The following is a 14,386-nucleotide window of genomic DNA, read 5'->3' as shown; positions in this document are numbered from 1 at the left end:
TTCGCCACGACATCCCCCCTTGCCATGCGGCTCCAAGCCCTTAACGATCTTGCGTTCATCTTTGCCTGATTATCACGGGTAACCCCAACTGACCGGAGCAATCAATGAGCGAGCTTCCCGCCACCACTGACGAGCACACCCAAGGCAAGCGCAACGCCTTCACCCGTTTTCTTGATGGGGTCGAATGGCTTGGCAATCTGCTGCCGCATCCGGTCACTTTGTTTGCGGTTCTGGCGCTTGGGATTGTGCTGCTCTCTGGCCTGCTTGGTTGGATGGGTGTCGCGGTGGAAGATCCGCGTCCGCTGGGCGCGAAGGGTGTGGCCGAGGATGGGATGATCCGCGCGGTCAGCCTGATGGACGGCGATGGGATCCGCCGCATCTTTACTGGCCTGGTCGACAATTTTACCGGCTTTGCTCCGCTGGGCGTGGTGCTGGTCGCGATGCTGGGCGTTGGCGTGGCGGAGAAATCCGGCCTGCTGTCCGCCGCTGTGCGCAGCATGGTGCTCAATGCCCCGCCAAAGCTCGTGACGGTCGCGATTGTGTTTGCGGGCATCGTCTCGAACACTGCCTCTGAGGTCGGTTATGTCGTCCTAATCCCGCTTGCCGGCGCGATTTTCTATGCGCTGGGGCGCCATCCGCTGGCCGGTATGGCCGCCGCCTTTGCCGGGGTGTCCGGCGGCTATAGCGCGAACTTGCTGATCGGCACGATTGACCCGCTGCTGGCGGGTATCACGCAAGAGGCCGCCCGCCTGATTGCCCCCGATTATACTGTGGTCGCCACCGCCAATTGGTATTTCATGATGGCCTCTACGGTCCTTATCACGCTGATCGGCTCGCTGGTCACGATCTACATCGTGGAGCCGAAGCTCGGCAAATATGATTCCTCGCTGGCTGATCCCACGATTTTGGATGACCGGATGATGGAACAAGTGAGCGCTGATGAGCGCAAGGGTCTGCGCTGGGCGGGCCTCGCGCTGCTGGGCGTGCTGGGGTTGATGGCGCTGACGCTGCTGCCGGAATGGGGCGTGCTGCGCAATCCCGATGATGGTGATCGGATCGACAGCCCCTTCTTCGATGGTTTCGTCGTTTGGATCCTGATCTTCTTCGTCGCGCTTGGTTATGCCTATGGCCGCGCGGTTGGGACGATGAAGACCGACCGCGATATCATCGACGCAATGGCCGCTGCGCTGTCCTCGCTCGGCCTGTACATCGTGCTGGTGTTCTTTGCCGCGCAGTTCGTTGCCTTCTTTGGCTGGACCAATCTGGGCGCGATCACCGCTGTGACGGGCGCGAATTTCCTGGTTGAGACCGGGATGACCGGGCCGGGCATCTTCTTCATGTTCATCATCCTGTGCGCACTGATCAACCTGTCGCTCGGCTCCGCCTCGGCGCAATGGGCCGTGACCGCGCCGATTTTCGTGCCGATGCTGATGCTGGTGGGATATTCGCCAGAAGTGATTCAGGCGGCGTATCGGATTGGCGACAGCACCACCAATATCATCACCCCGATGATGAGCTATTTCGGGCTGATCCTGGCGTGGGCAACGCGGTATAAGAGCGATCTGGGTGTGGGCACGATGATTGCGATGATGCTGCCTTATTCGATGTTCTTCATCGCGTTTTGGTCGGTGTTTTTCTACCTCTGGACCTTTGTGTTCGGCCTGCCAGTGGGGCCGGGCTCGCCCACGTTCTACACGCCGTAAACCAAGCGTCAGCCGTCGCGGGTCTGGCCGAGGATCAGGGCGCGCTTTGCGTTGATGGCATTGCTGATGAACTCCATCAGCGTGCGGATGCGCGGCGTCTGCCTGAGGTCGGGATGGGTCAGTACCCACAATTCCTGCTGCGGGACCGGCGGCTGAGCGCTGAGGCGGACCAGGTTCGGCTCTGGGTCGGCCATAAAGCAAGCTCCACGGCTTAGGCCTAGGCCGCTCACCAAGGCGCGGTGCCGGGCGGTGATATCGTCGATCATTAGCGCGATCGGCGCGTCGGGGTAGGGCGAGCCCGCCAGCCAGCCGGGATCGGTCGCCGCGGCAGAAGGCGCGATCCAGCGCAGCTTCTCCTCCGGCGTTCGGGCGAGATAACCGCGTTCCGCATAATAGGTCACGCAATTGGGGAACAGCCGCCGGCCAACCAGATGGTCTGGCGGCTTCTGCGCCCCCCGAACGACAACATCCGCCTCGCTGCGATCCAGATCGACAAAGCGGTAGCTGGTTTCAACTGTCAAACTAATCGTCGGATAGGTCTCAGTGAATTCGAGCAATTCTTCCAGCAGCAGAAACTGGGCGATAGCCTCTGGCAGGGACAGAGTGATGGGACCGGACAGATCCTCGCCATAGGCCTTTTGCTGGCGCGCGGCATCCAGGGTCAGCCGCTCCATCCGCTCCGCGACGCCGATCAGGGCCTCGCCAAGCTTCGTCGCGCGGTATCCGCCGGGCGCTTTGTCGAACAATTGTCCGCGCGCGTCCTGCAAGGTGGCGAGGCGGCGTGAGACGGTCGTGTGGGTAAGGCCGAGCGAGGCGGCTGCTGAGCGCAATGACCCACAGCGGGCCAGCGCGAGGATCAGGCGGTAATCGTCCCAGTCATTCATCGGTGAGCGTCCATAGTGGAACGCTTATGCACCAAAGGGTGCGAAAATCTAGCCGAGACTTACGAGAATGGACCATTATTGGTGCGTATTCTACCAATTTGGAGTTTCCCTTATGACTTTTCCGCGCCGGCCCGGCTGCGCATTCTCGCTCGTATGTGCGCTGACTTTAGGACTCAGCATGCCATCCGCCGCGCTCGCTGAAGATCACGCGAAGCCGCAGTCCGCTGCGCAGCCAGCCAAGGATGTCGTGATTGAGCTGAAGTCTGGTCAAGTGCTGCAGGTAATTGCCTCTGAGGTTCGGCCAGATGGCGGCGCAGCGCGGCGCACTTATGCGCAAGCCGCCTTTCCGATCGCTTCGTCATTCGGCTTTTCCCCGCATGGCACGCTGGCGGTGAAGCGAAAGGTCATAAGTGATTTTGAGCCAGAGGCGTTTTCGTTCTTCTCTTGGCCCGATGAACAGGCCGTGCAGCGCTTTGAAAATCACCCTGATTGGCCAGCTATTAAGGCGACCCGGCCCGACGCTTGGAATGAACTCAAGGTCTACAGCGACACACTGAAGGAAGACCTCTCTTTACGGTTCCGCGCGGACAAGCATTACACAGTCGTGGCCGCATGGTTTAATCCCGAGAACCCGAGCGATTATGACCGCTATTTCAGAGGGATCGAAGACCTGGTTGGGCGCGTGGGCGGGCGTTTCATATACAAAATGCGCGCGCCCGGTTTTGAAGCCCATGCGTCTTCGCCGGAGGCTCCGGGCCAAGTGACCTTTGTGGAATGGGAAACGCGTGAAGGGTTTGCCGAGCTGCAAAAGCTGGAAGAATACCGCGCCCAGCAAAAGTACCTCGTCAGCGGTGTTTCGCGGGTTGAGTTTTACTGGCTTGGCCTGCCGGACGCTTAGTTCACGCGCGGCACAAAAAAACGGGGCAGGCCGCAAAGCCTGCCCCGCATTTTTCAATCGGAGAGAGTGTGGCCTAGATTAAAGGCCTTCGACGCTCTTGCTGACCAAGACATTTACCGCAACGCGGCGGTTTTGCGCCTTACCCTGAGGGGTTGAGTTGTCGGCTGCCGGATCGGCTTCTGCCATGCCGGTGGGGGTCAGCATGCGATATGGCTTCCAACCGCACTGCTGCTGCAGATAGTTCACCACGCGGCTGGCGCGCTTTTCGCTCAGCTCTTGGTTGATCTCATAGCTGCCGGTTGAGTCGGTGTAGCCGACGACCAGAAGCAGTGCGTTGTCCATCGTGTTGGCCTGCTCAGCCGCGCTGCAGAGCTCGGCGCGCGCCTGGCTGGAAAGATTGTACCGGCCAGTGTCGAAATAGACATTGGTGGTGCCTCTGATGTTGTATTGATCGATGTCACCAAAGCGGCCGCGCAGCGCCTCCGTTGCGGCGGCGTTCTTCGAGATTGCCGCGCCTTGCTCGCCGAACTGTTGCTCGGTGCCGTTGCGGATCATCGAAGCGGTGCGCAGATCCTTGTTCTTCAGGTTAACGCGGGTGGCGACAAGACCGCCAGCCCATTCAACTGTTTTTACCGACACTGGCAGGCCATTGAGCAATTGCTCAGAACCCAGCTTGTCACGGTTGAGACCCAGGAACCCGCCCTTGGCGCGAATCTCGGTGCCATCGCTCAGACGGATCGCTGTGCGTGAACCATCAACCGTCGTGACTTGAAATTCACCATCGCGGCGAGCCGAGATAAAGCCATCAATTTCTGGTCCTTCTGGCATGCCCGACAGATCAGCAGGCGGTGAGCCAGTGACCGTGGTCAGCACTTCACCCTGTTGGGCAGGAACAGGCATAGGCTCTTGGCCGATTGCGCCGCTTGCCATGGGCAGGGCGATCACAGCCGACAGGAAAAGAGCGGTATGCTTCTTTGAAATGGCAGTCATTAAAGTACTCCTCAAAACTATCGCAGTCAGCCGTTCGTCGTCTCGGCATTTGCTAGACCGCCCCCTGTGATGGCGTGTCTGACTGCTAAAGCCCCCTCGAAAATTCCTGCACAACATGTGCGCTTGGATGCCGCTTTTTAGGCGACATGTGACGCCTGACTGTCACTCAAACCTTTCTCCCAGATGAACAGATTGGTCAGTTTCGTTAGTTGTACGGGTCGTTTGACCGCTTGCTGCGACGAACCGTTGCGATGAACCGTTGCGCGTTTGGCGATTGGATTGGCTTTGTCACAATTCGCCAAGCGGTATGCGTTGTAAGAGAGAATCGCTGTCAGACGGGCCTGAGCGAGCTGCCGCTAGACCCGGCGGAAGTTCCACACGGCGTTGAGCACGAACACCAAAAGCCCCGCGACAACAGACACCAATACGCGCGCGACCATATAGTCGATGGGGGTCAGCGCCAGCATAACCGCCATCAGCGCCATAGTCACGGCAAGGCCAATTGCACCGTTTATGAGGAACAGAGCATATCCGCTGGCCAGCGCGCGTTCGGTCCCGCGGAAAATCCAGCTCCTGCCCAGGAAATAGTGCAAGGTGTTAGCCACGGCGAAACCGATGCCAGAGGCGATGATCTTTCCCATCCCGGCGCGCTCGACCAGCAGCCACAGCACGCCAAGCCCGATCAGAAAGACCCCGGTGCTGACCACGGTGTTGCGCACCAGCATCCATCCGACCCGCACCTTTAGCAGGCGCGTGATCAGGCTGCCGCGCGGGCGGCCACCAGGCGTCTCTTTGATAGGCTTTGCCGCTGCGTTCACTCTGAGTGCGTTTCGTTAGGTCGCGGAGCGCAGCCGGTCGGAATAGCGATCCGGGTCTTGCTCGCCGTCATCCGCCCACACATCTTTGCGGGTAACAAACGGGTTGAGAAACAGGATCGGCAATTTCAGGAACAGCAGCTCTGAATGGATAAAGCCGTCAACCATGCGCTCCCACCATTTCGGCTCGCGTTTGGCATTGTCGCGCAGCCAGCCGTCATAGGGCGCCCAATGGCTGGGCTCGTCCCGCTCGATCACTTTAAAGATCTTCACCAGGGCTGGGTCAGATTTTACAAACGGGTTCTTCAGCAAAATCTCGATCTGTTTGTAGCCGCGCTTTTCCGTCAGCGAGATGACCCGGCACAATCGCTCAAACAGTTCATCGCGCTCGATCACGGCCTGCGTATCGAGCTTGTCGATCGGGGTGCCGAACATGATCTCGATAAAGCGGTCAATATGGCCAAAGGTGCGGTCGAGGTGGATTGGATGCTTGCCCTGCAGCTCAAACCAGCGCTTGAACATGACGTAATGCTTGCGCTCATCCGCGCGGTGTTTTTCGATCATAGTGATCAGCGGGTCGCCGGGTTCACAGCGCGCCCGCACAGCCTCCAGAACGCGGTCGAGCGCGGTGTATCCGCGATGTTCGTTGTAGATGTAGATTGACCCCAAAAGGTCCAGGTAGCGCCGGCGAAACCAATCGATCATGCCATTCTCCTATAGAGTTAGGGTACGGCAAAAGCGGTGACTGACAAAGCTATGGCGCTGATACCGTAGCGCCCTGATCAATCTGTGCACGAAAACTCAGGCGAAAGCTAGGGCTTCCGCTCCGCTCTATTGCCAGCGCACAGAGTGCTACCTGCCGGGCGGGCGAAAGCCTGACAAACCGCCTAGACCCAGCATTTGCCCCTCACTCTTGCGAATTGGCAACCATGTCGCGTTGAAGGGTCCGCCCCGCCAGCAGGTAGTGCAGGGCCGCCCAGCCATAAATGCAGCTGAAGATCACAATCGACCACTGCAGCCCGCGCGCTTCCGCACTGGAGCAGGCCTCCATCGCCTCTAGCTCTGTGCCGCCCAGCAGGGCCTTCGCATCAGCGCCGAGCGAGAGCAGCGGCTTGCACGTCTCCAGCGTCAGCCCGAGGGCTTGCCCGTCGAGGAACATAGTCTTCAGCACCGTCGAGAGCACGCCAATAACCGGCGGGCCAAGGCCGTAGCCGAGCAAATTGACCACAAATAAAGTGATCGCAACCGAGGTTGCGCGCATTCTGCTGTCGACCACCCCGCCTGAGACCGCATACATTGGTCCGAGATAGAAATAGTGGATCATCGCGGCCACCATCAGCGCCGGCACTGCCAGCCAGAGATTGGGCATTAAGAATCCAAATGCGTAGAGCGGCACGGATGCGCCCATACCGATCGCGGGCAGCCACGAGAGCGCATTGGGATATTTTTGGGACATCTTGTCTGCCAGCCAGCCAGAACTGAACACACCAATCGCTGCCATAATTCCCAAGACAACCCCGTAGAGCAAAGAGGCTTCTTGGATCGTTAGGCCGTGCGTGCGCAGCAGGAATGAGGTGGTGAACTGCGCAACGCCATAGCCGACGAAAGAAGCGAGCGTCGCACCGAACACGATGTGCCGGTAAGCTGGCTTCTTCGCCAAAACAGCCAGCGCCTCTTTGAAACTGGCCTTTTCCAGGCCCTGGAGCGCAGCGGGATCGGTATAGCCGCGCGGCGGCTCTTTAATGCTGCGCCATACGATCAATCCCAATAGCATTCCTGGCAATCCAACGACGACAAAGGCGACACGCCAGCCTTCAACTTGTGACCAGTCCAGATCGCCAAACAGAGAACCGATGCCGATTGAATTCACAAAGGCGCCGTATTGCGCGCCGTCGAGCCCAGCCAGTTGCCCGCCGAAAACCGAGGCGAGCATTCCGCCCAGCGGCACGCCCAGAGCGTAGACTGAAACGGCGGTCGCGCGGCGAGATGGCTTGAAATAATCCGCGATCAGAGATTGAGCGGGCGGCGTGCATCCTGCCTCACCAATGCTGACGCCAATTCTGAACAGGAACAGCATCATGAATGACATCGCAAACCCGCACAGGGCCGTAAACAGGCTCCAGATGACAACGGCAGCCGAGATGATAGCCACGCGGTTGTAGCGCTCTGCCCCGCGCGCAATTGGGATGCCGATGAAGGTGTAAAGGACGGCGAAGGCTGGCCCGCCGAGCAAGCCCATTTGCCAATCTTCCAGCCCAAAGGTGAGCTTGATTGGCTCCGTCAGGATATTGATGATCGTGCGATCAATGAAATTGAAGATGTAGACGATGAGCAAGGCGCTCAGAACATAGGCGCGGTAGCCAGGCGTTCCGAAACCTTCGGAGGCAGGAGGAGCCGCACCTGTCGGTGCGTGCACAGTCGCTTCGGCCATCAATTTCTCCCATACAGCATTCGTCGATGTCAGGCCTAGTTGTTCCCGGCTCCGCCACCGCGCCGCTTTTTTGCTTGGCCGCACCTTCTGCGCATTTGTGCCAGAGGTAAAGCCCAATGACGCGGCGCGCGGTTCTGCGGCGAGAATGGTTAGGGAGGAGGGAGGGGCGTATACTTTTCCTAAGGCACTCATTCTAGTGCTGGGCTAGCAGGCAACAAATCATGCTTTGGTGCAAAGGGGCGGTGGCTAGTTCACTACCGCCCGCAAGCGCAGGCGGAAGCTGGGGCTGCCGCCGCCGGAATTGGGAGCCATGAAGCCCACCGGGCGAATTCGAACAAAGCGGACGGCTGGATCCGTGCCATCGCCACTATCGGACGGGACATAGCCGAAATTGGTTCCATCTTCCGAAAATTCATAGCAATCACTGGTGTTTGCGAAGGAAATGAATGCACAGGTTAGCGCGCTCGTAGGAGAACCCTGCTCAAACACGATTGGTCCGCTCCCCGGGCCAGCGTAATCGCTGACTACGAGTTTTAGCTCATCGGGTATGATCTCGGTCAGAGCGACGCTGTTCTGGTTCGGCGGCGAATTGCCCGTGTTCGAAACCGTGATCAGATAATCGACCACCGCACCGGGGATGGCGAAATCGCCGCTCAGACCGTCATTGATCGAAACACGCGTCTTTGTGATGTCCAAATCCGCCTCTAGCAGAGCGTGGAAGCTCTTTGAAAAGGCGATGATCGCTGCTTGCTCTGCGTCCCCCGCGGCAATGGCACGTTCCGTATCTTGGTCTCTGTCCTCGTCCACTCGCAGCGAAATCGTTGTGCCTGTGATGGAGCAATAGCGCAGCCAACCGCCATCACTATTGTTGCGGCTGATTTTCTTGGCGACAACAATTGGGCTGCCTCCGGTAAGTCCATGAGCGTTGCTGAAGCAACCGTCATCCCAGCCTCGTATTGTCGCCCCCGTAGTCGTCGTGTTCCAAGTAATGCTGGAGCCACCAGTGTCGGGAAAGCTGCCCGTTGTCCCTGTCGGGAATGCGATCCATCCAATTTGTTCTGATGATGGAAAGGGGCCGCTGTTAGCCTGGCTGCGCTCTATCGCCAAATCAAAGCCCAAGGTGCTCGGGCTGCGAACGATAGAGGTAATGTGGGGGCGCGAGCTTTCATTGGCGACGTTGCGGGTTTCGCTATTCGCGGTTTGGAGTTGGTGCAACACCAGGGGAGTTCCGAAAAGCGGAGCGGAAAACGAGACATTCCGCCAACTTGCGCTGCCCCCTGTAAAGCCGCTACCGAATTGAACGTTGGTAAGGTCGGTGAAACCCGCTTCGATGACGGTGCCATCGGGCAAAACATGGCGGCCAGGTTCAATTGCTACGTAATGGATCACCATCTCCAAATGGCGACCATCCCAATTGTCGGGCTCCAGGATCAGTTCGTCAAAACCAGTGGTGTCTACATTGGTGATCCGGATCGACGCAGAATTGCCACCGTTTTGAGAAGGAATACCGATCACGATTGGCGGCGTGTCGAAGGGCTGCTGAAAGGTGACGCGATCAGGGGTACGATTGGTCCCCAATGTGTCGTGCGCGGTGAATGTTCCGGCCTCTATCCGACCGGCCAATACCGGCTGACAGACGAGCAGCAGCATGGCGCAGGCGAATAGCCTTGAAAATGTGGCGCTTAGCCGAACAAGGGTTCGATGCGACATGCAGTAACACTACCTCGTTTCTAGTGAAGATATCGTTATCCATGCGTGGCAACAAAGTAAAAAAAGCCCGGTTTTCATAAATTTACAAATCTGATTGGGAATGCAAAATTCCGATCAAGTTTTTGTGATTGCCCGAGGGCGAGATATGCAGTTCCGTTTGATCTTTTGGTGTTTCCTACAGATCAATCGAGCGCGTATTTACAAGGCCATGAAATTCTACCCGCCGCGTGTTTCTCAGCCTCGCAAACCGCCAAAGCGCATTCCGCCGTTCTATGCCGTTTCGGTGAAACGGCGCGTGGATGGTTGGACGCCGCTAAGGCAGGCGGAGTTTATTGGGTGGCTTGCGCAAACGCGCTCAGTGACAGAGGCGGCGCGCAGGGTCTCTATGGCGCGCGAGAGCGCTTACCGGTTGCGGACGCAAATGTGGTCAGAGAGCTTCTGTACGGCGTGGGATGCGGCGCTCGCGAAGGAATGGCAGCCGCGCGATATTGGGACGGCGCCTGATGCTGTTTTGAGTGCGCTGCCAAAAGTCACACTTCGCGAGCTGGAATGGCGCATTGAGAGCGGCATTTGGCGGGTGATTTTGCGCGGCGGAAAATATGCAGGTGTCCGCCAAAAGCCGGATAACTCTGCGGTTTTGGCGCATCTCGCGCGCTGTCCAGTATCGCTGGATGATTTCCGCCAGCAGGCAGCGTCACGATGAAAAGTCACACTTTTGAAAAGCGTATCTGCGTTCCAAAAAAAGCCCCCACTCCGCGAGGGGCGGAGCAGGGGCTGTTTCACTCACATTGCTGTGATCGTGTTGGGCTTAGGCCGGGTAGACCCAGGCTGTGCCGCGCGCGAGGTTCTCAGATGCGAAGGCCCAGTTGAGCTTCGAGCCGACAACCGCGTCGAGATAGGCCGGACGCTTGTTCTGGTGATCGAGATAATAGGCGTGCTCCCACACGTCGACGACCAGCAGCGGGTTCACGCCGTCTTGGTCAGCCAGTGTGTCGCCATCGTGGGTTTCCTCGATGGTGAGCGCGCCGTCCTTTTCAGCCAGCCAGACCCAGCCGCTGGCGAAGTGGCCTGCGCCGCGTGCCTTCAGCCGTTCCTTAAGCTCGTCGACAGAGCCGAATGCGGCGTCAATCTTGGCTTTGAGCTCGTCCGATGGTGCGGTCTCGGTCGCCGCCATGGAATGCCAGTAGAACCCGTGGTTCCAAGTTTGCGCGGCGTTGTTGAACAGGCCTTGGTTGCTGCCACGAGCCGCGCCAACAATCGCTTCGAGCGAGGCATCGGCGTGATCGGTGCCGTCAATCGCCGCGTTCATCTTGTCGATGTAGGTCTGATGGTGCTTGCCGTGATGAAACGACAGTGTCTCAGCCGAAACGGCGGGTGCGAGTGCGGTGTCGGCGTAAGGTAAGTCGATGAGTTTGAAAGCCACTTTGGTCCCTCTCTTATGGAATCTGGATCGCTATAGGGACAATGCACGGCGTGGGTAAAGGTTGCATCGCAATTGGAATTGGACGTCTGCTGTGCGGGGAGGAGCGGCTGATCGCACCCGCCCACGCTGAGTGCAGAGCGGAGTTAACGCTGGATCAGGAAACGGATCGGCCTGTCAATCGCAATTGGATTGGTAGCGGATGTAACCGTAAAGACGTTGGTTCAAGGGCTAAGCGGCGCGGTAAATCCGTCGGCCATCTCACCCACCAAGGCCAGTCCTTCGATTGTATGCATCTCAGCGCCTGCAATCACGCCGCCAGCCGCAAACAGACCGGAAAACGGGCCACCGGTGATCAACTCAACCTGACGCATACCATCCGCGCGTTGCTGGCGTTGCAGCTCTGCAAACCTGTGGGCTGCGGTATCAGTCGAACTCATGGTGAACTGTGGAAGCTCAGTGGGGACCTCGGTGCCATAGGGGTCCTGCGCAGTGTTCATGCCGGGTTGGCCCGTCGGCTGACGCAGCGGAAGATCAACCGCAAGCTGCTGTGCAGCCGTGGTGAACGGAGAGGCTTTGTAAGTGTCGAGCGAGCTTTGGAACTGACCTTGCTGCCGCGGGCCAAGCTGGCTCATCACAGCAGCCTCGAGGTCGGCGGCGCTGAAGCCGTCGGTTATGCCGGTACCCTGATACGTTCCGTCCGAAATGCTCTGCATCGCCATATCGACGCTGGCAGCGAGGCGGTCGGTCTCCAAACCCGCCGGGCCGGTGGAGGAGCCGATCAGATTGCTGGCCATCTCAGCGGCGCTGATCCCATCAGAGCCAGAACCGGATTGGCCGGGGCCGACCCCAGATACGCCGTTATTGCCGCCTTCGATGCTTGCCACGTGTCATGCTCCTGATTGCTCTGATGCTCACGAGCCGTGTTATCAGGAGGCGTACAGGCGGGGCATCTGCAAAACGTATAGGGCGGTGCGCGCTCGCGCGATCAGGCAGCGGCCTCTTGCAACTGGCGAAGCTTGAAGGAGCGATCGCTGGCGAGCTGCGAATGCTCGACCCAGGTGGAATGCACCCCGCTACTGATCTTGTGCGGCAAAGCGAGGCGGCAGATCGGACCTTTCGCCACATCGCTGGCGTCCAGGATGGCGAGCTCAGATGTGCCGCTGTTCTCGTCGATCAGGAAGGTGACGAGATAGCCGTCATCCTCCGCCAGTGTCTCGCCGTCGGCGGCCTTGCGCGGGATCATCGGGCTCTCGCTGGCATAGACGCCGTCCGGCAGGGTGAAGATCTGCTCTTCGCCGGACTCGGTGTCTTGCCGGACATAGCCGTTGAACAGGAACCAGCCGGGCCGGGTGGTGGTCGACCAGACATAGTGCGATTTGCGCATGGCAAAGGCTGGGTTGATCATGCCAAATTCGACGATCCGATCCGACAGGCGCTCTTCCTTGCACTCGCCGGTGGTCAGGTTGAAACGCCAGCGGTGCAGGCGGCTCTTGAAGCTGTGCTCATCGACATAGGCCATCATCCGGCCATGTTCGCCTTGCTCCTCCAGCGGCTGTGGCATGGGTTCGTCTTGGTAATAGCCTTCCATCACGACTTCATCGCCGTCTGGCCCGCTCTCTTCCCAAGCGTTCGTCCAGTGCAGCACATAGGTCGGCGAGGCTTCGAACCAGCGGATGTCGTCCGCGCTGCCATGGCGCGGGATCAACGCAAAGCGGGTCGGCACGCCTTCGTGCAGGCGAGCGGCATGAATGCCGCGCTCAAGCAGCTTCTCGTCCCAGAACAAGGGCATATCGTTGAGGATCGACCAGTTCGGCGTGATCGCCATATCATGCGGCAGGCGCGGACCATCGAGTGGGACCGGCGTGTAATGGACCAGCTTACCCGTCCGGTCGACAACGCCGTAATGCATGTAAGGCGCGTGCACGGAGTAGTTGAAGAACATGAGCTCGCCGGTGCTCTCATCCACCTTGGGATGGGCGGAGACCCCGTCGATCGGCCCCCAAGGCGCTTTGCCAAGGTTCTCCAAAGTCACCGGGTCCATCTGCCAGGCCTCTCCGCATTGATAGAGCGTCGCCAGCGCGGTCCCCGCATGGACGAGAATGTCGGTCGAGGCGGTGTCCTTAAGCCCGCCATGCGCGCCAAAGCCTGGGCGCAGCGACGTTCCGGGAGGATCCATCAGCCCGCCCCACAGCGCCTGGCCCGCGATCTGCTCAGCCTCAAAGCATTGGGTGCGTACAAAGCGATTGCGATAGCTGGCTTTGCCGCCCGAAATGTTCACCTGGTGCACCATCGCATCGCCATCAAACGGGTGGTGCCGGCCCAGCGGCTGATGGGCTGGGTTCTCTGTATTGCGCAGGTAAATGCCATCAATATCGGCCGGAATCGCGCCCTCGATCACGTCCAGCTCATCCACATCCACCTCTTCGTGAACCGGCGTCCATGGCCCGGAAAGATACGGGTGGTTGCTGGGTTCAAGCGTCGTTCTAACCGGCGGTTGACGAGTGATTTGCATTGCGGTGTTCTCCTGATCGCTCAGCCTAGCGGCGAGGGCGGTGATATCAAGGACAAGCGCTGCACCGGCTGCTCTACTTCGCCTTGCGGCGCCGGATCATGCCTTCTTGAGCGATACTGGCGACGAGCTCGCCTGATTGGTTGAACACGCGGCCTCGGTTAAATCCGCGCCCGTGGCCGGACCATGGGCTGTCGGTGGCGTAGAGCAGCCATTCATCCGCGCGCGCTTCGCGGTGGAACCAGATCGTGTGGTCGAGGCTGGCCCCGACCAGTTCGCCGCGCATCCAGCTGAGCCCGTGGGGCAGGGCGCTCGTGCCGAGCAGCGTGAAATCGCTGGCATAGGTGATCACCGCGCGGTGCAGCCCTGGGTCATCCTCAATCGCGGGCAGCGGCGCGCCAGTGCGAAACCATGTGTGCGCTTTCGGTTCGCGCGGCTCAGAGTTCATCCAATGCAGCCTATCAATCGTGCGCATTTCAATGGCGCGCGGGCGCAGCATCATCCGGCGCTGATCCTCGCTTAGCTTATCGCCCAGCTTCGACACCATCTCGCGGCGCACATCCATATCGCTGCGCAGTTCATCCGGCCCCTCAACATCGGGCATCTCAGCATCGCTGTGTTCCAGCCCGGTCTCCGGCGTTTGAAAGCTCGCGGTAAGATTGAGGATCGGCTTGTTTTCGCCGGCTTCATTGGTCTGGCTGGCGACGACCCGGCGATTGGAGAAGCTTCGCCCGTCAAAATCGCGCGCGATCCGGTAGTCAATCGGCGGGCCTTCTTTGCCGCCGCGCAGGAAATAGGCGTGCAGCGAGTGCGCTTGTTTAGGCTCATCCACAGTCGCCTGCGCGGCCTGAATAGCCTGCGCCAGCACTTGGCCGCCAAACACGCGGCCCATGCCGCCTTTTTGCGGACGGCCGGTGAAGTTGTCCGGCGTGCTCTGGTCGACTGTAAGCAGTTTGATCAGCCCATCGACGAGCTGCTCATTGGTCGGAATATTGTCTGAAGTGTCGCTCATTTCGCCGCTCG

At 59.3% G+C, this 14,386-nt stretch carries 13 protein-coding genes; 3 read left to right on the top strand and 10 right to left on the bottom strand.

Annotation, left to right across the window (positions count from 1 at the left end; all coding sequences use genetic code 11):
- Positions 1–104: 104 nt before the first annotated feature.
- Positions 105–1,703 carry an AbgT family transporter gene (locus tag AC0V6M_RS01030; protein WP_486137014.1) on the top strand — a complete coding sequence of 533 codons (1,599 nt, stop codon included), beginning with the start codon at positions 105–107 and terminating at the stop codon, positions 1,701–1,703.
- Between the two features lie 8 nt (positions 1,704–1,711).
- Here AC0V6M_RS01030 and AC0V6M_RS01025 read toward each other — a convergent pair whose 3' ends face one another.
- Positions 1,712–2,587, bottom strand: coding sequence for a LysR family transcriptional regulator (locus AC0V6M_RS01025; protein WP_486137013.1), 876 nt, complete (start codon positions 2,585–2,587; stop codon positions 1,712–1,714).
- A 178-nt stretch (positions 2,588–2,765) separates the two neighbouring features.
- Here AC0V6M_RS01025 and AC0V6M_RS01020 point away from each other — a divergent pair, with 178 nt between their 5' ends.
- A complete protein-coding gene (locus AC0V6M_RS01020) occupies positions 2,766–3,485 on the top strand; it encodes a hypothetical protein (protein WP_486137012.1) in 720 nt (239 codons plus the stop codon).
- 78 nt (positions 3,486–3,563) lie between these two features.
- Here AC0V6M_RS01020 and AC0V6M_RS01015 read toward each other — a convergent pair whose 3' ends face one another.
- From AC0V6M_RS01015 to AC0V6M_RS00995, 5 genes are all read right to left on the bottom strand, one after another.
- Entirely contained in the window at positions 3,564–4,475 is a 912-nt protein-coding gene (locus tag AC0V6M_RS01015; protein ID WP_486137011.1) for an OmpA family protein, read from the bottom strand.
- A gap of 356 nt (positions 4,476–4,831) precedes the next feature.
- Positions 4,832–5,293, bottom strand: a complete 462-nt coding sequence (locus AC0V6M_RS01010; RefSeq protein ID WP_486137010.1) for a GtrA family protein — start codon at positions 5,291–5,293, stop codon at positions 4,832–4,834.
- Positions 5,294–5,308: 15 nt separating this feature from the next.
- Complete coding sequence (locus AC0V6M_RS01005; RefSeq protein ID WP_486137009.1) at positions 5,309–5,995, bottom strand: ferritin-like domain-containing protein; 687 nt, start codon at positions 5,993–5,995, stop codon at positions 5,309–5,311.
- A gap of 202 nt (positions 5,996–6,197) precedes the next feature.
- Positions 6,198–7,721: a spinster family MFS transporter gene (locus AC0V6M_RS01000; RefSeq protein WP_486137008.1), complete on the bottom strand. Its 1,524-nt coding sequence runs from the start codon at positions 7,719–7,721 to the stop codon at positions 6,198–6,200.
- A 246-nt stretch (positions 7,722–7,967) separates the two neighbouring features.
- Positions 7,968–9,371 carry an H-type lectin domain-containing protein gene (locus AC0V6M_RS00995; protein WP_486137007.1) on the bottom strand — a complete coding sequence of 468 codons (1,404 nt, stop codon included), beginning with the start codon at positions 9,369–9,371 and terminating at the stop codon, positions 7,968–7,970.
- A 268-nt stretch (positions 9,372–9,639) separates the two neighbouring features.
- On the opposite strand from AC0V6M_RS00995, the gene AC0V6M_RS00990 reads away from it, so the two are divergent.
- The gene (locus AC0V6M_RS00990; RefSeq protein ID WP_486137006.1) at positions 9,640–10,134 is read left to right on the top strand and encodes a hypothetical protein; all 495 of its coding nucleotides are present in this window, start codon (positions 9,640–9,642) and stop codon (positions 10,132–10,134) included.
- A gap of 105 nt (positions 10,135–10,239) precedes the next feature.
- Here AC0V6M_RS00990 and AC0V6M_RS00985 read toward each other — a convergent pair whose 3' ends face one another.
- The 4 genes from AC0V6M_RS00985 to AC0V6M_RS00970 form a co-directional block, all read right to left on the bottom strand.
- Complete coding sequence (locus AC0V6M_RS00985; RefSeq protein WP_486137005.1) at positions 10,240–10,854, bottom strand: superoxide dismutase; 615 nt, start codon at positions 10,852–10,854, stop codon at positions 10,240–10,242.
- A gap of 221 nt (positions 10,855–11,075) precedes the next feature.
- Positions 11,076–11,738 (bottom strand): hypothetical protein, encoded by a 663-nt coding sequence (locus AC0V6M_RS00980; RefSeq protein WP_486137004.1) that lies wholly within the window; start codon positions 11,736–11,738, stop codon positions 11,076–11,078.
- A 101-nt stretch (positions 11,739–11,839) separates the two neighbouring features.
- The gene (locus tag AC0V6M_RS00975; RefSeq protein ID WP_486137003.1) at positions 11,840–13,366 is read right to left on the bottom strand and encodes a carotenoid oxygenase family protein; all 1,527 of its coding nucleotides are present in this window, start codon (positions 13,364–13,366) and stop codon (positions 11,840–11,842) included.
- Between the two features lie 73 nt (positions 13,367–13,439).
- Positions 13,440–14,375 (bottom strand): acyl-CoA thioesterase, encoded by a 936-nt coding sequence (locus tag AC0V6M_RS00970; protein ID WP_486137002.1) that lies wholly within the window; start codon positions 14,373–14,375, stop codon positions 13,440–13,442.
- Positions 14,376–14,386 lie beyond the last annotated feature (11 nt).

Source organism: Erythrobacter sp. JB3-1 (assembly GCF_057364995.1).
This window is presented reverse-complemented; position numbering and strand designations above follow the sequence as displayed.